The organism is Streptomyces venezuelae, from assembly GCF_008642335.1.
GTDB lineage: Bacteria > Actinomycetota > Actinomycetes > Streptomycetales > Streptomycetaceae > Streptomyces > Streptomyces venezuelae_F.
In genome coordinates, this window is the sequence record NZ_CP029191.1 from 3,672,861 (window position 1) to 3,691,113 (window position 18,253).

At 70.6% G+C, this 18,253-nt stretch carries 19 protein-coding genes; 8 read left to right on the plus strand and 11 right to left on the minus strand.

Features of this window, described 5'->3' with window-relative positions:
• Positions 1–48: 48 nt before the first annotated feature.
• Complete coding sequence (locus DEJ49_RS16410; RefSeq protein WP_150184814.1) at positions 49–228, minus strand: hypothetical protein; 180 nt, start codon at positions 226–228, stop codon at positions 49–51.
• 126 nt (positions 229–354) lie between these two features.
• On the opposite strand from DEJ49_RS16410, the gene DEJ49_RS36410 reads away from it, so the two are divergent.
• Positions 355–1,419, plus strand: coding sequence for a hypothetical protein (locus tag DEJ49_RS36410; RefSeq protein WP_223832862.1), 1,065 nt, complete (start codon positions 355–357; stop codon positions 1,417–1,419).
• A 195-nt stretch (positions 1,420–1,614) separates the two neighbouring features.
• Entirely contained in the window at positions 1,615–1,830 is a 216-nt protein-coding gene (locus tag DEJ49_RS16420; RefSeq protein ID WP_150169433.1) for a hypothetical protein, read from the plus strand.
• A 21-nt stretch (positions 1,831–1,851) separates the two neighbouring features.
• Here DEJ49_RS16420 and DEJ49_RS16425 read toward each other — a convergent pair whose 3' ends face one another.
• Positions 1,852–2,610, minus strand: coding sequence for a GntR family transcriptional regulator (locus DEJ49_RS16425; RefSeq protein ID WP_150184815.1), 759 nt, complete (start codon positions 2,608–2,610; stop codon positions 1,852–1,854).
• Between the two features lie 196 nt (positions 2,611–2,806).
• Here DEJ49_RS16425 and DEJ49_RS16430 point away from each other — a divergent pair, with 196 nt between their 5' ends.
• Positions 2,807–3,244: an ATP-binding protein gene (locus DEJ49_RS16430; RefSeq protein ID WP_150184816.1), complete on the plus strand. Its 438-nt coding sequence runs from the start codon at positions 2,807–2,809 to the stop codon at positions 3,242–3,244.
• A gap of 102 nt (positions 3,245–3,346) precedes the next feature.
• On the opposite strand, the gene DEJ49_RS16435 is transcribed toward DEJ49_RS16430, so the two are convergent.
• Positions 3,347–4,108 carry a phosphoglyceromutase gene (locus DEJ49_RS16435; RefSeq protein ID WP_150184817.1) on the minus strand — a complete coding sequence of 254 codons (762 nt, stop codon included), beginning with the start codon at positions 4,106–4,108 and terminating at the stop codon, positions 3,347–3,349.
• A gap of 211 nt (positions 4,109–4,319) precedes the next feature.
• Between DEJ49_RS16435 and DEJ49_RS16440 the strand changes: the two genes are divergently transcribed.
• Positions 4,320–5,663, plus strand: coding sequence for an MDR family MFS transporter (locus DEJ49_RS16440; protein WP_150184818.1), 1,344 nt, complete (start codon positions 4,320–4,322; stop codon positions 5,661–5,663).
• Here DEJ49_RS16440 and DEJ49_RS16445 read toward each other — a convergent pair.
• Both DEJ49_RS16445 and DEJ49_RS16450 read right to left on the minus strand, forming a co-directional pair.
• On the minus strand, positions 5,602–7,299 hold the full coding sequence (locus DEJ49_RS16445) for a glycosyl hydrolase family 28-related protein (protein WP_150184819.1): 1,698 nt from the start codon (positions 7,297–7,299) through the stop codon (positions 5,602–5,604). The two genes, DEJ49_RS16440 and DEJ49_RS16445, sit on opposite strands and share 62 nt — an antisense overlap.
• A 143-nt stretch (positions 7,300–7,442) precedes the next feature.
• Positions 7,443–8,927: an erythromycin esterase family protein gene (locus DEJ49_RS16450; protein ID WP_190329366.1), complete on the minus strand. Its 1,485-nt coding sequence runs from the start codon at positions 8,925–8,927 to the stop codon at positions 7,443–7,445.
• A 132-nt stretch (positions 8,928–9,059) separates the two neighbouring features.
• On the opposite strand from DEJ49_RS16450, the gene DEJ49_RS16455 reads away from it, so the two are divergent.
• Positions 9,060–9,647, plus strand: a complete 588-nt coding sequence (locus DEJ49_RS16455) for a TetR/AcrR family transcriptional regulator (RefSeq protein ID WP_150184820.1) — start codon at positions 9,060–9,062, stop codon at positions 9,645–9,647.
• A 35-nt stretch (positions 9,648–9,682) separates the two neighbouring features.
• Here the strand turns inward: DEJ49_RS16455 and DEJ49_RS16460 are convergent, their stop codons facing one another.
• Complete coding sequence (locus DEJ49_RS16460; protein WP_150184821.1) at positions 9,683–10,213, minus strand: YbjN domain-containing protein; 531 nt, start codon at positions 10,211–10,213, stop codon at positions 9,683–9,685.
• Positions 10,206–11,561 (minus strand): D-inositol-3-phosphate glycosyltransferase, encoded by a 1,356-nt coding sequence (gene mshA, locus DEJ49_RS16465; protein ID WP_150184822.1) that lies wholly within the window; start codon positions 11,559–11,561, stop codon positions 10,206–10,208. Before mshA ends, DEJ49_RS16460 begins: the two co-directional genes overlap by 8 nt.
• Before the next feature lie 181 nt (positions 11,562–11,742).
• On the opposite strand from mshA, the gene DEJ49_RS16470 reads away from it, so the two are divergent.
• From DEJ49_RS16470 to DEJ49_RS16480, 3 genes are all read left to right on the plus strand, one after another.
• Positions 11,743–12,564 carry a class I SAM-dependent methyltransferase gene (locus DEJ49_RS16470; RefSeq protein WP_150184823.1) on the plus strand — a complete coding sequence of 274 codons (822 nt, stop codon included), beginning with the start codon at positions 11,743–11,745 and terminating at the stop codon, positions 12,562–12,564.
• Between the two features lie 278 nt (positions 12,565–12,842).
• Entirely contained in the window at positions 12,843–13,895 is a 1,053-nt protein-coding gene (locus DEJ49_RS16475) for a C40 family peptidase (RefSeq protein WP_150184824.1), read from the plus strand.
• A gap of 276 nt (positions 13,896–14,171) precedes the next feature.
• Positions 14,172–15,542, plus strand: coding sequence for a PP2C family protein-serine/threonine phosphatase (locus DEJ49_RS16480; RefSeq protein ID WP_150184825.1), 1,371 nt, complete (start codon positions 14,172–14,174; stop codon positions 15,540–15,542).
• A 46-nt stretch (positions 15,543–15,588) separates the two neighbouring features.
• Here the strand turns inward: DEJ49_RS16480 and DEJ49_RS16485 are convergent, their stop codons facing one another.
• The 4 genes from DEJ49_RS16485 to DEJ49_RS16500 form a co-directional block, all read right to left on the minus strand.
• Complete coding sequence (locus tag DEJ49_RS16485) at positions 15,589–15,918, minus strand: DUF2516 family protein (RefSeq protein ID WP_190329367.1); 330 nt, start codon at positions 15,916–15,918, stop codon at positions 15,589–15,591.
• 128 nt (positions 15,919–16,046) lie between these two features.
• Positions 16,047–16,658: a hypothetical protein gene (locus DEJ49_RS16490; RefSeq protein ID WP_150184826.1), complete on the minus strand. Its 612-nt coding sequence runs from the start codon at positions 16,656–16,658 to the stop codon at positions 16,047–16,049.
• Between the two features lie 40 nt (positions 16,659–16,698).
• A complete protein-coding gene (locus DEJ49_RS16495; RefSeq protein ID WP_150184827.1) occupies positions 16,699–17,136 on the minus strand; it encodes a helix-turn-helix domain-containing protein in 438 nt (145 codons plus the stop codon).
• 108 nt (positions 17,137–17,244) lie between these two features.
• Positions 17,245–18,114, minus strand: coding sequence for a GNAT family N-acetyltransferase (locus tag DEJ49_RS16500; protein WP_150184828.1), 870 nt, complete (start codon positions 18,112–18,114; stop codon positions 17,245–17,247).
• Positions 18,115–18,253: the final 139 nt, after the last annotated feature.

Sequence of the window (18,253 nt, forward strand, 5' to 3'; positions counted from 1 at the left end):
TGTCGCGCGGGGCACAGCTTTGTCCGTCGGGTGGGCCCGGCGCAGCGGTCAGCCGCAACCGCCGCCGCACTGGCAGGAACCGCCCGACTGGCAGCCGCAGCTGCAGCCCGGGCCGCATCCGCAGGAGCTCAGCGGGATCTCGATCTCGGGAACGTACTCGCGCGTGGGGGACTCGGCCATGGTCTCCTCCTCGTAGGCGTACGACGTACTGCCTGTTGCCCATTCCATGCCCACGGGGGCGGGGCGCATCAACGGCGCACATGCGCGCGTGCACGTGGGGATCTTCGCGCGGGCACGGAGGGATCTTTGCGGGAACTGGCGTGCGACGGGACCGTTCCGCGCGAACATCCATCCATGCCCAAGAAGAAACAGCGGAGCAGGAAGAGCCAGAAGTCGAGCGGCCGTGGCAGACGCCCGGCACCCGCGTCTCGCGAGAAGGCGATCCTGCTCTGCCACGACATGGCGGTGTACGAGAACTTCGAACGCTGCGCCCGCCGCGTCTTCGAGGTCCTGCGGAACGCGGAAGCCCGGATGCCCGGCAAGCCCCGTCACCTCTCCCTGACGGTGCAGGGCCACCGCAACGACGTCGGCGGCTACGACCGCGACGCCATCGAGATCATCCGGGACTTCTCGATGGGGTACCTGCTCCCCTACCTGACCGAGCTGACGACGCCGTTCCACAGACTGGCGAACCCTGACGGCCAGCGGAACGACGTACCGGACGAACTGCAGATCGCCTACCCCGAGGAGCCCGGGTCGTCCGATTCGGGCTTCTGGTACGACGTGAACCTCCTCCCCCTGCGCCCGCGCGGGACGACGGAGAACGCGAGGAAGACGCCGCCGAAGCTGGCGGCGATAGCCGACTACCTGGGGATGGATCCGGCGTGCCTGATCTGCTGGGGCACGCCGGTGGACCGCGCCCACGCGGTCCCCGCTTCGCTGGGCGGCTCGATGGACGTCCGCAACTTCGCCCTGCTCTGCCCGGACCACCACAGGCAGGCCCCCGACATCGCCGACGCGGAGGCGTTCTGGGCGTGGGTGGACTACGCGGAGATCAGGGACTCGGGCAGCAAGTGGAACGGAGCGGCGCCGGAGGTCCAGGAGTGGGTGCGCGCGCACGGCGGCAGGACGGAGCCGAAGGACCGCGGGGACATGGAGTTCATGGCCGCCGTACGGTTCGAGCTCCAGCATCTGTACGGCTGGGCCGACGCGGACTTCGAGCACATGTCCTGGGACCTCCTCCAGGAGTACCACCAGGTCCTGGAGGCGGCGACGGGCAAGCACTTCGGCGTGGAGAAAAAGGTCGCCACGCACGCGTGGGCGTATCACATCGCGAGGCGCCGCCTGGCGAAGCGCAGGGGCGAGACGGGCCCGATGCCGTCCGACCACCCGTGGACGGGAATCTGGCCGGTCCCTTGATCGTCGTGCCTTGATCGGCTTACGGACCGATCGAGGTTCAACCCAGTCCGACCTGCGAACCGCTTGAGCTGCGCATCGATTCGGCCCCCGGGGAGCACATTGTTGCCAACGACAGGTAATCGGGCGGCCACGGCGCGGAGTTCTGGGTTACACAGGAAGGCCGGGACGTTACTTCACGTGCAGGGGGCCTGGCCGATGGTGCTGACGATCAACGTAGCGGTGCTCCTGGCCGTCATCCTCTTCTTCCTGCTGCGCCGCAAGGTGCAGGCCAGGAGCCGGGGCGACCAGATGGTGACGGTGGCGCTCGCGGTGGCGTTCGGTGTCGTGGTCGCCCCGACGGACTTCGGCCAGAGCATCCTGAACGCGGTGGGCCAACTCGCGGAGGGCATCACGGATTCTGGGTCGCCGTGAGGGTCTCGGTGAGCGGTTAGGTCAGGCGTCGAAGTCGTACTCCAAGACGTACGAGGCGGCGTCCAACGTCATTTCGTTGACCTCGACGGGGCGGCCTTCGGCCGTGAAGGCCGTGCGGCAGATGAGGATCACAGGAGTGCCCTCCGACATGCTCAGGCGCGCCACCTCATCCTTCGACGGCATGCGTGAGCGGACCTCTTCGCGGAAGTGCACCGGCTTGTGGCCGAGATCGGCGAGTCTGGCGTACGTTCCGCCCTCGCCGGTGTCCTCGCGGGTGATCGCGGATCCGGCGACCAGGGGCATGGGCAGGTAGCTCGTCGCGAGCAGGACGGGCTTGCCGTCCAGGACGAAACGCCGGCGCCTCACGCACACCGGTTCGTCGGCGGCCAACTCCAAGACTGATCGAATGTGTTCGGGCGCGGTCTGTTCGGACACGGTGACCTGGTCCACCTCGAGAGAGCGGTTCTCGAGGTCCGCCGACCAGATGGAGCGGCCGTTGCCCCACTGCTGCTCGGCCAGCCGCTGGATCCCTCGACGCCGCAGCGGGCGAAAGCTGCGGACGAACACACCGGCACCCTTACGGGCCTCAGCGATTCCCTCGTCCCGAAGGACGCCCAGGGCCTGGCGTGCCGTCATACGGGCGACGCCGTGGGTGGCCATGAGGTCGTTCTCACCCGGCAGTCGATCACCAGGACCGTACTGGCCCGCGTGGATCGCCTCGCGCAAAGTGTCGGCGATTCGCTGGTACTTGGGCCGAGGGCCGTCTTCGGTGTGGGCCATCCCGCAGGTCTCCTCCCGCTCATCTCTAGACACCTTAGGCCACAGGTTGGACGTTCGTTCGCTGCGAGTAGTCACCGGCGGCAGTCGCCCGACTCTTCCCGCGTTTTCGATTGACGTCTCTAGAGATGTAGGCCAGAGTGATCTGTATAGAGAGGTCGAGCTGCCAGGCCTCGGGAGCGAGAGGCGCGGGACGCTGATGACCTACACGATCGACCGCAATCCCTGCGAAGAGTCGCCACGTCTCGGCGCGATGACCTTGCACCGCGTCGCGGAGTCCGTTCCTCGGGCGCGGCGCTGGTTCCGGAAGTTCATCGCTCCCTACAACCCCGCCTGCTCCGTCGACGACTGCGTCCTGATGATCTCGGAGCTCGTGACCAACGCCGTCGTACACGGCAGGTCGGACGAGCCCTGGGTCGTCCGGGTGGAGTGGTTCCGCGAGGGTGGGTCCCTCCGGGTTAATGTGCACAATCCGGGACTCCCGGAGAACGTACGACTCAGGCACCCGGACGCCGGCGACGCGCACGGCCGCGGGCTGCTCCTCGTCGGCTCCGTCGCCGACTCCTGGCACGCCGGAGCCAGCCGCTTCGGCGGAACGGTGGTCTCTTTCCGGATGGCCGACGCTTGGCCGTCCTGAGGGCGCGCCGGCCCGGCAGCTACGGCCTTGGGGCGGCCCGCTCACATACGTAAGCCCCCTGCCTGGAGACAACCAAAGGCAGGGGGCTTACCTACGTCAGGGTTACTTCTTCTTGCCCTGGTTCTTGACCGCCTCGATCGCCGCCTTCGCGGCCTCCGGGTCGAGGTAGGTGCCGCCCGGGTTCAGGGGCTTGAAGTCGGCGTCCAGCTCGTAGGAGAGGGGGATGCCCGTGGGGATGTTCAGGCCCGCGATGTCCGCGTCGGAGATGCCGTCCAGGTGCTTGACCAGGGCGCGGAGGCTGTTGCCGTGGGCCGCGACCAGGACCGTCTTGCCGGTGAGGAGGTCGGGGACGATGCCGTCGAACCAGTACGGGAGCATGCGGACGACGACGTCCTTCAGGCACTCCGTCTGGGGGCGCAGCTCCGGGGGGAGCGTCGCGTAGCGCGGGTCCGAGAACTGGGAGTACTCCGCGTCGCGGTCCAGCGCCGGCGGCGGCGTGTCGTACGAGCGGCGCCACAGCATGAACTGCTCCTCGCCGAACTCGGCGAGCGTCTGGGCCTTGTCCTTGCCCTGGAGGGCGCCGTAGTGGCGCTCGTTCAGGCGCCAGGAGCGGTGGACCGGGATCCAGTGGCGGTCAGCCGATTCGAGGGCCAGCTGCGCGGTGCGGATCGCGCGCTTCTGGAGCGACGTGTGGACCACGTCGGGGAGCAGGCCGGCGTCCTTGAGCAGCTCACCGCCGCGGACCGCCTCCTTCTCGCCCTTCTCGTTGAGGTTGACGTCCACCCAGCCGGTGAACAGGTTCTTCGCGTTCCATTCGCTCTCGCCGTGGCGGAGGAGGATCAGCTTGTACGGTGCGTCGGCCATGCCTCTGAGCGTAATCGAACCTCCGGGCGCCTCGCGCGCGCGGACAGGGGGTGGACCGGAGGGACGTACGGGGGCCGCGACAGTTGACGAGGGTCGTCAATTGAGTGGCGGGGCCAGGCAGGCGGCTCGTAATTTGTGCCTGCCGTCGTTGCCGCTTACACGACTCATACCTCAGCCGCCTCAGCCGCCTGCATCATCCCGGGGGACCTCCATGCCGTACGCCGCCACAGGACGAATGAGACGCGCCGTCACCGAGAGCGTCTCCGGGTTGCCCCGGGCCTTCTGGTGGCTGTGGGTCAGCACCCTGGTCAACCGGCTCGGTGCCTTCGTCGCCACGTTCATGGCGCTGTATCTGACTCTCGAGCGGGGGTACTCCGCCTCGTACGCCGGGCTCGTCGCCGCGCTGCACGGGCTCGGCGGGGTCGTGTCGTCGCTCGGTGCGGGGGTGATGACCGACCGGCTGGGGCGGCGGCCCACGCTGCTGATCGCGCAGGCCTCCACGGCCGTCTCCGTGGCGGTCCTCGGGTTCATGGAGCACCCCGTCGCCATCGCGGGCGTCGCTTTCGTCGTCGGCATGGCGAGCAACGCGTCGCGGCCCGCCGTGCAGGCGATGATGGCGGACATCGTTCGGCCCGAGGATCGGGTGCGGGCCTTCTCGCTGAATTACTGGGCCATCAATCTCGGGTTCGCGGTCTCTTCCGCGGGTGCCGGGTTCATCGCTTCTTACAGCTATCGCGCCGGGTTTCTGATCGAGGCCGCCATGACCATGGTCTGCGCGATCGTCGTCTTCGCGAAGCTGCCGGAGTCGCGGCCCGTGCAGACGGAGGTGGAGAAGGCCGCGGAGCCCGTGGTGGGGCTCGGGACCGTCCTGCGGGACGGGCGGTTCATGGGTGTGGTCGGGCTGAGCTTCCTCGTCGCGCTGATCTTCCAGCAGGGGTCCGTGGGGCTGCCCGTCGCGATGGGCGAGGCGGGGTTCACCCCGGCCGACTACGGGCTCGCGATCGCCGTGAACGGTGTGCTGATCGTGGTGATGCAGATTCCCGTCACCCGCTTCATCGAGCACCGCGACCCGCGCCGGCTGCTCGTGATCTCCTCGGTCGTCGCCGGGTACGGCTTCGGGCTCACCGCGTTCGCCGGGTCGCTCGGTGTCTTCGCGCTGACGGTCTGCGTGTGGACGCTCGCCGAGATCGTCAACGCGCCGACCCAGACGGGTCTCGTCGTACGCCTGTCTCCTGTTCATGGACGTGGGCGGTACCAGGGCATGTACACGATGTCCTGGTCCGTCGCCGCGCTCGTCGCCCCGCTGATGTCCGGCTTCATGATCGACCGGTTCGGCGCGGAGTGGCTGTGGGGGACGTGCGCGGTGCTCGGGACGGTGGCCGCGCTGGGGTACTGGGGACTCATGCGAGGGCTGCCCGAGGAGGAGCCGGGGGAAGTGGCCCCGGGTGGGGTCGCTCCGGGTGGCGTGGCCGACGCGCCCGGGGCCGTCGAGGTCACCGCAGCGGCAGAGTCCGTTGCGCCTCGTACAGATTCCGTGGCCGCACCACGCCCGTAGTGCCGTACAGCTCCAGCCTGGACCCGAGATCGCCCGTGAAGTCGGGGGTGTCGATCTGGTCGAACTCGTGGACCGTGTTGAGGCCGACCGTCGCGCTGAGCGGCGCGAGTCCGTCGATCTTCATCAGGCCCGCGCGTTCGTTGGTGACGCGGATGTTCCAGTGCGTGAAGCGGGCTCCGAAGAGGGGGCCCGCGCTCGCGTCGCCGCCGTGCCGGCCGTTGTTCTCGACGGTGATGTCCGTACGTACGTTCGCGAAGGGCATCCCGCGGTGACTGTCGAACGTGCCCATCTCCATGTGGCCGCGCGACCAGACGTTGTGGGAGGAAAGTCCTTCTACGTTGATGCCGTGCAGTTGGGTGCCGGGCGGCGCGGGGGTCGTGCGGGCGTCGATACGGAAGTCCTCGACGAGGTTGTCGTGCGAGCCCTCCCGGCAGAAGTACGGGTGGTGGGAGCCGCGGCCCGTCACGCGCGTGCGGCGCAGGGTGCAGGCGGAGGCCGCGACCAGCCCGAAGCCGTTGTCGACGTGGCGTACGACGACGTCCTCGGCCCAGCAGTCGTACGCGCACTGGAACGTGACGCCGTTGAAGCCCTTGTCGAGGAGGTGCGGGGACTGCGGGGTCTCGACGGCCTCCAGGGTGAGGCCTTCGACCCCGGAGTTCGTGAGGGCGGTGACGTGGGTGGTCAGCCGCGGGTCCCACTCCGGGCGTACGTCCAGGGGGAGCGGTCGCTCGAACGTGACCCGGCGCTTTCCGGGGTCGACGGCGGCGATCCGTACGGGCCACTCGTAGGGGACGTACGACGTGAGCTTCGTCTTGTCGTCCCAGGTGTACGCCTTCGCGCCCGCGCCGTCGCCCGCCATGTGCGCCAGAAGGGTGTGCTCCGGGTCGTCCGAGAGGCGGAGGAGCACGAGGTCGCCCTTGCGGAGGCGGGACGCGTCGGCGACGGTCACGGACCAGGAGCCGCGGTGGGCGGGGCGGACGGTGGTGAGGGTTTCCCACGTGTCGCGCTCATTGCCGGTCCAGCCTTCGAAGGGCCAGTTCTTCGCTGCGATGGCGGCGGTGAGTGACGTCCAACGGGATTGCGGGCAGAGCCAGATGAGGCCGCCCGCCCAGGACCAGCTGGACTTGTCGCCGCCGTAACGGGAGCCATAGGGGCCGATCAGGTCGGTGAGGCTCCTGGTGGCGAGGAGGGTGGTGCGGGCGCTGCCCGCGCCGCGCAGGGTGACGTTGTCGTGGGCCAGGTGGATGAGGCCGTCGATGCGGTAGGTGCCGGGGCGCAGCACTACGGTGCCGCCGCCTTGTCGGCCCGCTTCGGCGAGGGCTCGGTTGATCGCGGGAGCGGCGTCCGTCTTGCCGTCCGGGGGGACGTCTATGTGGTGGACACGGGTGTGGCGGGGGAAGGGGTGGCGGCCCGTGCGGAAGCCGGCTCGGCCTATGTAGGGGATCTGGGGGTGGGTGTAGGGGGTCGCGGTGAACTCCCGCCAGAGGGTGGGGGTTTGGGGGCGGGGAACGGCGTTGGCCGGGGTTGGGGCGACGGCGCCGGCCGCGGCGGTGGCCGCGACGGCGATCGCGGCGCCCAGCAGGGCTCGTCTGGTGGGGCTGGGGTGCGCGTCTTCAGGGGTTCGTTCTTGCTCCATGGGTGGCGCCGCCTTCCATCAGCCATACGTATGCACATACGTGAACTTCGTTCATGTCCGCGATGGCGGGAGCTTGCCACGGCGGCGGTCCGGACGGAAGGGGTGGGCCTCGGGAAGGAGTGGCCTCGCGGAAGAGACGGGCGTCAGCGGAGGTGGCCCGGCCGCACCCGGTGCAGGTGGATCAAGATGTCGTAGGAGCGGGCCAGCGCCGTGCGGGGCGTGTCGTCATCGGAGTTCGCACCGCCGTGCGGGGCCGAGCCGTCATCCGGGTTCGCGCCGTCGTCCGGGTTCGCGCCGCCGTCCGGGTTCGCGCCGCCGTCCGGCTTCGGGCTCGGCCAGTAGAGGCCGTACGAGCGGGTGGGCCGGGCCGTGTCCAGCCAGGTGCGCGCGGGCTCCCGCGCGGTGCGCAGGTCCAGGGCGTAGTCCTCGTACCGCACCCGGTCCAGCGTGTGTTCGTTGTGCCCGGCGGGCGCGGGCGGCACGTCGTACGTGCGCGGCACCTGTGCGGTGAAGTCGGGCAGCGCGTTGATGCTGCCGCGGTCGAACGTCAGCCCGACGCTGACGTACTGCGCGCCGAGCCTCTCGCGCAGCACCGCCCCCGTGGGCTCGGGGAACTCCCGCGGATCGTCACTGACGTAGGCGACGTGCCCGTTGTTGGAGGCGAGCAGGATCTTGCCGCCCGTGCGGTCGAGCCACCAGGCCGTGTTGTCGGCCATGACCCGGTCGCGGTACCGCATCCGCTCGGGGAACCGATCGTCGGGGAAGGCGTACCCGGTGAAGCTCTGCGCGACGGCGGTGGCGTTCTGCACGGCCCAGTCGTACGCCCGCGTGGCCTGCGTCGTCCGCTCTGTCCGCCCCGGACGCCCGGTGGCCGCCGCCTTCGGGCGCCCCTCGTCCCGCAGCAGCGCGAGCACCCGCACCGCCCGGTCGCGGTCGGCCTCCCGCGAGGCGATGTCCTTGCCCAGCTGCCGGCCCATCCAGGCCCCGGCCTGCGTACCGGCGGCGGGCCGCAGTTCCGCGTACAGGGACTCGACGCGCCGGGCCAGCTCGGGGCGGTACGCGGCCACGTACTCCCGGACCTGGTCGAACGCCTCCGCACCCGGATAGCCGAGGTCGTTGCCGACGAAGCGGAGTCTCGGGCGGTCGGGGTGGCTGAGGTTGTAGTGGCGCATCCAGCGGACGAGGTCCAGGTACTCCTCCGTGTTCCAGAAGACGTACTGCCCCTGGAACTCGTCGCGCATGATCCGCGCCGGGTCGCCGACACCGTGCACGACGTACTGGTCGAGGCGCAGCCCGGTGCTCCAACTCGCCTCCAGGGCGAAGGTGGTGAACCCGCGGGTCGCCACCAGCTTCTTGAAGACGCGCTGCTTGAGGGTGAAGAACTCGTGGCCGCTGTGGCTGGCCTCGCCCAGGCCCACGACGCGGGCGTCGCCGGTCATCCGGACGAGGGCGTCGAGGTCGCCGAGCGGGCGGGCGTGCCGCTGAAGTGCGCGTACCGGGGCCCCGTCATCAGCGACGGCCGAATCCGTGGCCGAAGCGGTGGACACAGGGAGCAGCACCCCTGCGGTGAGCGTCGCCCCGGCGAGGCGGAGGACATGGCGGCGGCGCATACGGGTGGCGAAGTGCATGGCAGGACAGCTCCCTCAGGGGGTGACCGATGCGGACGGCATGAGCCTGCCAGGGATTGGGCAAACGCGCAAGACAGTTGTATAGATCGTGCGTCTCAGACGTACGCGCGGCTTCCGGTAACCTCCGCCACCATGGGAAACCGCGAAGACCTCCTGGCCGGCGCCCGGCACTGCCTGGAGGAGAAGGGCTGGGCACGGATCACCGTGCGCGACATCGCCGCCGCGTCGAACGTGAGCATGGCGGCCATCGGCTACCACTTCGGCTCGCGCGAAGCCCTGCTCACCGCCGCGCTGATCGAAGCGATCGACGAGTGGGGGACGCGCCTCGGCCGCACCCTGTCCGCGTACGGCACGGCGGACGCGAGCGAGGCCGAGCGTTACGAAGCGCTGTGGGCCGCGGTCATCCGGTCGTTCACCGACGACCGCACGCTGTGGCTCGCCACCCTGGAAGCCCTCGTCCAGGCGGAACACTCGGACGATCTGCGCCGCTATCTGTCGGGCGGCCAGATCGAGGGCCGACGGGGCCTCGCCGCCCTGTTGCTCGGCAGGCCCGAGGACGAGATCGACGACGCGACCGCGCGCACGCTGGGCGCGGCTCAACTGGCGCTGTTCACCGGCCTGATGACCCAGTGGCTGACCGACCCGGACCAGGCTCCGCGCGCGCCCGAGGTCGTCACCGGCCTGCGCGCGCTCGGCGGGATCGTGGGCCCGCGGGCGTAGAGCCGCGTCAGCTCGGCTGGGGCAGTGCGGCTGAGTCAGCTCGGCTGGGTCAGATGCTTGAACGCTTCGAGGTTTCGTGTCGACTCGCCGCGCGAGACCCGCCACTCGTACTCCTTGCGGATCGCCGACGCGAAGCCGAGCTCCAGGAGCGTGTTGAAGGAGTCGTCCGAGGCGGAGAGGACCGAGCCGAGGAGGCGGTCGAGTTCGGCGGGGGTGACCGCGGCGAGCGGCAGCTTGCCCGCGAGGTAGATGTCGCCGAGGGAGTCGATCGCGTAACTGACGCCGTAGAGGCGGAGGTTCCGCTCCAGGAGCCAGCGGTGCACCGCCTCGTGGTTCTCGTCGGGGTGACGGATCACGAAGGCGTTCAGGGAGAGGGAGTGGTTGCCGACCCGCAGGGACAGGGTCGTGGAGAGCTTCCGGGTGCCGGGGAGCTTCACGACGTACGAACCGGGCTCGGGGGACTCCCATTCGAGCTCGGCGTCGTTCAGCGTTCCCTCGATGACCGACGCGGTGTCCGTGGCGGTACCCGTATCCGTCGTCCCCGTCTGCTCCACCCGCTCAACCATGGTGCGAGCGTACGTGACGGCGCGCGCTGCGGAAGTCGTGCATCGCCGCGGTGTAGACGTCCGCCGTCGCGGACGCGGCCGTGTCCCATCCGAAGGACTGCGCGTGCGCGGTGGCGGCCGCGCCCATGCGCTCCACGAGCTGGGGATGGTCGGCGAAATCGCGGAGCACGCGCGCGTAGAGGGCCGGTTCGTGGCCGGGGACGAGGAATCCGGTGACCTCGTCGCGTACGGCGACGGGCAGCCCGCCCACCGCCGCGGCGAGGACCGGCGTGCCCGCCGCCTGCGCCTCGATGGCGACGAGTCCGAAGGACTCGCTGTAGGAGGGCATCACCAGGACCGAGGCCGCGCGGAACCAGTCCGCCAGCTGCTCCTGCCCGACGGGCGGCTGGAAGCGGACGACGTCCGCGATCCCGAGCTTCGCGGCCAGCTTCTGCAGCCCTTCGGGCTTCGCGAGGCCGCTGCCGCTCGGGCCGCCGACTATGGGGACGACGATGTTCGAACGCAGCGCCGGACGCTCGTCCAGCAGGACGGCGACGGCGCGCAGAAGCAGGTCGGGGGCCTTCAGGGGCTGGATGCGGCCCGCGAAGAGCGGTACGAGGGCGTTCTGCGGCAGACCGAGCCGGTGCCGTGCGGCGGCGCGGCCGTCGGCGGGACGGAACCGTTCGAGGTTGACGCCGGGGTGGACGACGGCGACCTTTCCGGGCTCGGCTTCGTAGTGACGTACGAGCTCGTCGGCCTCTTCGGCGGTGTTCGCGATGAGGCGGTCGGCGGCCCGGACGATCTGCGTCTCGCCGATGACGCGGGCGGCGGGTTCGGGGGTGTCACCGGCGGCGAGCGCCGCGTTCTTGACCTTCGCCATGGTGTGCATGGCGTGGACGAGGGGGACGCCCCAGCGTTCGGCGGCCAGCCAGCCGACGTGGCCGGAGAGCCAGTAGTGGGAGTGGACCAGGTCGTAGTAGCCGGGCCGGTGGCCCGCCCAGGCCTGCATGACGCCGTGCGTGAAGGCGCAGAGCTGGGCCGGCAGCTCTTCCTTGGCGAGGCCTTCGTAGGGGCCCGCGTCGACGTGGCGCACGAGGACGCCGGGCGCGAGCTCCACGGTGGGCTGGAGCCCTCCGGTGGTGGCGCGCGTGAAGATCTCGACCTCGATGTTGATCGCCGCGAGGCGCTTGGCGAGCTCGACGATGTAGACGTTCATGCCGCCCGCGTCGCCCGTGCCGGGCTGGTGGAGGGGCGAGGTGTGCACGCTCAGCATCGCCACGCGGCGCGGCCGCCGCTGGGAGCCGGGAATACGGAGTCTCGGGGGTGCCGCCTGGGAGCGACGCCCGAGCCTGGACACGTACTGGCTCACGGGGCGGTCCTCCTTGCGTACGTGCATGGCTACGGGCAGAGCTTTGGGCACAGCTTTTGGGAGGGCGTACGTTCCTCCAGAGGGAGAACACCGGAGCCCGCTGCTCCATTTCCACCCTGTCCGTTTTTACCAAAGCATTACGCGGCGCCCCTCGACCGTCATCCCCGCATACCCTTTCCCCATGGCCCCACGCACCTCTTCCCGCCCCGTGGGAACGGTGACGCGCGGGACCACGAACCCGAACCGGCTGCGCCGCATGGACCGCTGGATCGCGGCCGTCCACGGCGCCGCGCTGCGCCGCTCCGCGGATCCCGTCGCCGTCGACCTCGGCTACGGCGCCTCCCCCTGGACGGCCGTCGAGCTGCTCCTGAGGCTGCGTACCGTCGCTCCACGCGCGCGTGTCGTCGGCATCGAGATCGACCCGGCGCGCGTCGCGGCCGCCGCGCCCTACGCGCGCGAGGGGCTCACCTTCCGGCACGGCGGGTTCGAGGTGCCACTGCCGCCGCCGAACGGCTCCGGGAATGGCTCCGGCCCGGACCTGATCCGGGCCGCGAACGTGCTGCGGCAGTACGACGAGGACCAGGTCGCCGCCGTCTGGGAGCGGCTGTGCGGCCGCCTCTCCCCCGGCGGGCTGCTGGTCGAGGGCACCTGCGACGAGATCGGGCGCCGGCACGTGTGGGTCGCGCTCGGGCCCGAAGGTCCGCGCACGGTGACCTTCGCGACGCGGCTCGGCTCCCTGGAACAGCCCTCCGACCTCGCCGAACGGCTGCCGAAGGCGCTGATCCACCGGAACGTGCCGGGCGAGCCGGTCCACGCGTTCCTGTGCGACTTCGACCGGGCCTGGGCGGCCGCGGCGCCCTATGCCTCGTACGGGGCGCGGCAGCGGTGGATCCGGGCGGTGCGGGATCTGACCGTCGACTGGCCGGTTCTTGACGGCACGTCACGGTGGCGGCAGGGCGAAGTGACGCTGCGGTGGGAGGCGTTGGCGCCGCGGTCGGGGTGAGCCTGCGCTTTGCGGGTCCTGGCGTCGGGGTGAGCCTGCGCCTTGCGGGCCTTGGCGTCGGGGTGAACCCCGAGGTCGCTCCGGGGTGACCCGGACGCCACCCGGAGATGCCCGGGTGAGCACGGCGGACGGGAACGAACGCCGCGTGCGGTACGTCACATGAGGCAGGTGGGGATCGGAGTTGCTGTCGGGCTCTGTCGTATCGAGCGCTGACATGGCACTATCCCGATGTCGAACGGAAGTTACTGACGGTAAATCAGCTTTGGGGGTGGCGGGGCGTGACTGGGAAGCGATACCCGACGGCGGCGGCCGTGGCGCTGGTCTGCGCGGCGACGGTGCTGGCCGCACCGGGGACGGCCTTTGCGAGCCCGGACCCGAGCCCGACACCCCGCACGGACAAATCCCTCGAGCAGGTCCGCAAGGAGATCGACGACCTCTACCACGACGCGGGCGTGGCCACGGATGCGTACAACGCGGCCGAGGAGAAGGCCGAGAAGCAGTCCGAGCAGATCGTGGAGCTGGCCAAGGACATCGCCAAGGGCCAGGCGAAGCTCAAGAAGCTGAAGGCCCGCGCGGGCGCCGCGGCCCGCGCGCAGTACCGAGCGGGCGGCATGCCCTCCGAGGCCAGGCTGATGCTCAGCGACGACCCGGGCCAGTTCCTGGACGGCGCGGGACGCATGCGGGAGGGCGAGAAGGCCACCAAGGGCATGCTGACGGAGTTGGAGAGAACGCAGGACGATCTGCGGATCTACGCCAAGGACGCCACCGCGCGCTGGACGAAGCTGGAAGCCAACCGCAAGTCGAAGGCCGCCGCGAAGAAGAAGATAAAGAGGAAGATCGCGGCCGCCGAGAAGCTCGAGTCGACGCTGGAGAAGGAGGAGCGGGAGCGGCTGCGCAAGCTGGAGGAGGAGGCCGCCCGCAAGAAGCAGTCGGCGTGGGTGAGTTCGGGTGCCCTGAAGGACGTCGACGGCAAGGCGTCCACCCGGGGTGAGAAGGCCGTCGAGTTCGCCACCGCCCAGATCGGCAAGCCGTACGTGTGGGGCGCCGAGGGACCGGGGTCGTACGACTGCTCCGGGCTCACCTCCCAGGCCTGGGCCGCCGCGGGGAAGGGCATTCCGCGGACGTCGCAGGAGCAGTGGAAGCAGCTGCCGCGCGTCGACATCAAGAACATGCGCCCCGGTGACCTGATCATCTACCACGCGGACGCGAGCCACGTCGGGATGTATCTGGGCGACGGCGCGATCGTGCACGCGCCGCGGCCCGGCCGGAACGTGACGATCGCGGGGGCGGGTTCGATGCGGATACTCGGGGTCGTACGCCCCGACAAGTAGCGGCCGGTCCTTCCCTCGCGAGACCCACCCTCCGCCGCCCCTCCCTCCCGTGTGACCCAGCGCACGCCGCGAGGGCTCTCTCAACCCTCGCGGCGTGATGTTCGTCATCCCCCGCGGGACCGTGCCGTGCCCAATTGCGTTCCTGGATGCGGCATATGACGGTGGCTGTTTGCCGTGTGGCATTCCAATTGAGGCACGGCTACCGCTATGGTCCCCGTCGGTACCGCGTCGACCTGCGCGGCACCATGCCCTCGGGGGGAGGGAAGGAACCAGACGATGCCCGTACCCATACCGCGGCAGAGAGCGATACCGGCCGCGGAAGGCGGTCAGGCTCATGCGGCGCCCCCGCACGACACGACGGCGCCGACCCGGGAAGCTCCCGGCCACCACCCCGGCCCCAACGGCAGCGGCAACGGCTCCGGCCTCACCCTGCTGGTGATCGAGGACGACCCGGCGGGATCCCTCAGCGTGCCCGAGCTCCTCGACTCCGCGGGCAAGCCCATCCGTATCCGTACCGCCCGCAACCTCACCGAGGCCGAGCGGCTGCTCACGGACGACGTGCACTGCATCCTGCTCGACCTGGCCCTGCCCGCCCCCGGCACCAGCGCCGGGACCGGTCCCGGCCCCTCCCCCGGCGCAGGCACCGCTACCGCCGAGGGCGACGAGGACGAGCTCGTCGCCCTCAAGCACGTGCTGCGGCTCGCGCCCCGGCACGCCGTCCTCGCGCTCACCGCGAACGACGACTCCGAGCGCGGCGCCGAGGCCGTGCGCGTCGGCGCACAGGACTACCTGTTCCGGGACGAGCTGGACGGCCGGCTGCTGAGCCGCGCCATCCGGTACGCGGTCGAGCGCAAGCGCGCCGACGCCGCGCAGCGCCAGCTGACCGAGTCGCGGCTGCGCGCGCAGGAGAACGCCCGCCTGGAGCGCGGTCTGCTGCCGACGCCACTCCTGGAGGGCTCACCGCTGCGCTTCGCCGCCCGCTACCGTCCCGGCCGCTCCCGCGCGCTGCTCGGCGGCGACTTCTACGACACCGTGCGCACACCCGACGGCGCCGTACACGTCATGATCGGCGACGTCTGCGGCCACGGCCCCGACGAGGCGGCGCTCGGCGTGGAGCTGCGCATCGCCTGGCGCGCCCTGACCTTCGCGGGTCTGTGCGGCGACGAGCTGCTCTCCACGCTCCAGAAGGTCCTGGAGCACGAGCGCCCGGACGACGAGATCTTCGCGACCCTCTGCACGGTCGACATCGCCCCGGACGGGCGCAGGGCGGGTCTCTGCCTCGCCGGGCACCCGGCGCCGCTGATCGCACGCGAGGGACGGCTCGCCGAGTTGCTTCCGTACGAGGACGGGGGCCCCGCCCTGGGCCTCCTGCCGCGCGCCCGCTGGCCGCGCCGCCAGGTGGAGCTGGGCGGCAAGTGGAGCCTGATGCTCTACACGGACGGCCTGATCGAGGGCCGCATCGGCCGGGGGAACCAGCGGCTGGGCCAGGACGGCATGGTGGACATGGTCCGCCGCCAGATCGCGGCGGGGCTCCAGGGCGACGAGCTGCTGGAGGCGGCGGTGAACGAGGCCCGCGACCTCAACGGCGGGGACCTGACGGACGACGTGGCGGTACTGCTCCTGGACCGGACGCCCGGCGCGCGCTGAGCACGCCCCGGGGGGCACGGGCGGTGGTCTACCGACCGCCGGTGGTCTACCGACCGCCGTTGTACGGCCCGTAGGGCCCGTCGCTGCTGGAGCCGCCGCGGCGGCCGCCGCCCGAGATCTGCCGGATCGCGGGGCGCACGTCGACCATGTAGACGATGGTGGCGACGAGCCCGATGATCGGCAGGAACGACAGGATCGGGAAGAGCAGGTTCACCACGAAGGCGAGGCCGAGGATGATCAGCCAGAACGGCTTGGTCTTCTTGTCCGCCGCCCGATAGGCGTCCTCGCGCCGGACGGCGGCGTCGATGAGCGCGAATCCGCTGAAGACGATCAGGGCCAGCGACAGCAGCCACATGAAGTTCGCGAACCCTTGCATCAGCACAACGTCCACCACCAGTCTCGGCTCATCGATTACGCGGCCACGGTACCCGCTACCCGGTCACCCGTTACCCAGTCAACGGGGCGGACACCCGATGAGTGCCCGCCCCGGCGCGTGACCCGGTCCTACTTGGCGGGCGGCGTGGTCTTCTTGGCGGCCGGCTTCTTGGCCGGTGCCTTCTTGGCGGCGGGCTTCTTCACCGGGGCGGCGGCCGCGCTCTTCGGCGCGACGGCGACGGGGCCCTTGGGCTCGGCGGACTGCGCCGCGGCGGGCTTCGGCTCGTCGTCGGGCTCGACCGTCTCGGCCAGGTCGAGGATCTCCTCGGCGGCCTCGCCGCGCCACGACTTCACGGCCTGCTCGCCGTGCTCGGCGACCTCGTCGTACTTCTCGCGCGCCTTCACCGCGAGCTCGGCGGCGACGCCGACACCGCGCAGCGCGAGGTCCTGAGCGGTCTCGCCGAGCTTCTTCAGGTCGGTGTCGATCGTGCCGAGCACCTCGGTGACCTTGGCCTGGAGGGTCTCCTGCGCCTCCTTGGCACGGGCACCGGCCTTGTCCTGGACGGCCTTCGGGTCGGTGTTGCGCACCGCTTCGAAGCGGGCCGGGGCCTCGGCGATCAGCTGCTCGACGAGCCCCGGAACCTTCTTCGCCTGCTGGAAGGCGAGGTCCGCGGACCCGGCGACGAAGTACGCGGGGGTGGGGTTGCTCAGGGTCTTGCGCAGGTCATCGGTGATGGCCATGACGAGGGTCCTCCCGGATTCGCGTCGGCGTGTGAAACGTTCAGCTTGAGGGTGGTGACTGCTTGGGACGGGCATCACTGCCGCTGCCATCGACATCCGCGTCCACATCCGCATCCGCGTGCGAGAGCGTCTCGAAGTCGTTCTCCTTGCGGAACGACTCGTAGATCTGCAACAGCACTTGCTTCTGGCGTTCGTTGATGGACGGGTCGGCGAGGATGACGGCGCGCGTCTCCAGCTCGTCCCGCTCCTTCTCGTCGAGGATCCCGGCCCGCACGTACAGCGTCTCGGCGGAGATCCGCAGGGCCTTGGCGACCTGCTGCAGGACCTCGGCGCTCGGCTTGCGCAGGCCGCGCTCGATCTGGCTCAGATACGGATTGGACACTCCCGCGGCATCGGCGAGCTGCCGCAGCGACAGCTGCGCACTGCGCCGCTGTTCGCGCAGATACTCACCGAGATTGCCGACGTTGAGCGATGCCATACGCCGATGGTGCAGCACCCCCGCTAACTATTGCAAGCGCCCGCTTGCAAAAGTGCGCCACGCCACTCCGGCCGGGGAACGACTGAAGGAAGGCGGACCAGTTGACCGTCACGCCGCCCTGTAGCGGTCCCGTGTTTCCGGGTGGCGTTCGAAGCCTGCCGATTCGTACGTCGCCACCGCGGCCTTGTTCGAGGACGGGGTGGCGACGAGTGCGCTCGATGCGCCCAGGTCGCGGAGCGTGGACGCCGCGGCGAGGGTGATCTGTTCGCCGTGGCCGCGGCGGCGGTGGTCGCGGTGTACGCCCATCGGTTCGAGGATCCCCGGCCTGCCCGGGCCCGCCGACCAGACCGTCACCGCCGCGACCGCGTCGCCCCCGTCGTCGTACGCGAGCAGGCAGCGCGCGTCGGCGAACGGGACGCCGGACGCCGTCGTGTGCCAGCTGTCCGCCGTGAACCTCGAACCCTCGAACGCCGCCCCGAGCAGGGCCGCGAACGCGTCGGCCTGCGCCGGACCGACCTCCTCGATGCGCAGGTCAGGGGTGCGGACCGGGGCGGTGAGGTCGCGGCGCAGCGGGGTCCACGGGTCGTCGAGGGGCCAGCCGTGCTCGGCGCCCAGGAGGTCCGGGAAGAGGGTGTTCGGGGGTGCCTCGATGTTCACGCGGCCCTCGGGCAGTACGCCGCGCGCCGGATCGGTCACATCGGCGACCAACTGCCGTGCCAGCTCCTCGTCCTGGCGCGCGTCCGGCGCGGTGGTCAGGCGCAGCAGGTCCGGGCCGTCCAGCAGGCCGACCGCGAGGATCCGCCCCGACCGGCTCCACGTCCTGACCGCCGCCGCGGTCGCCTCCGCTCCGGCGCGCCAGAACCAGCCGATGTCCCCCGGATGCAACTGCGTCGGCGCCCCTTCGTACTGCCACTCGCGCAGCACACCCACTGCTTCGGTCAGCCCGTCGACTCCCGGAACGTTCAGCTCGATCGTCATGGCAGCGATCACACCTCATCGAGCCGGGTTCCCGCATCCCGATTGTTTCGGGGGCCCTCCCCCGCCCGGGGGCGCATCGGGACGCGGTTGTCAGACCCCCCGGCTAGCGTGAGCACGAGCACTGCTTTCACGCCAACTC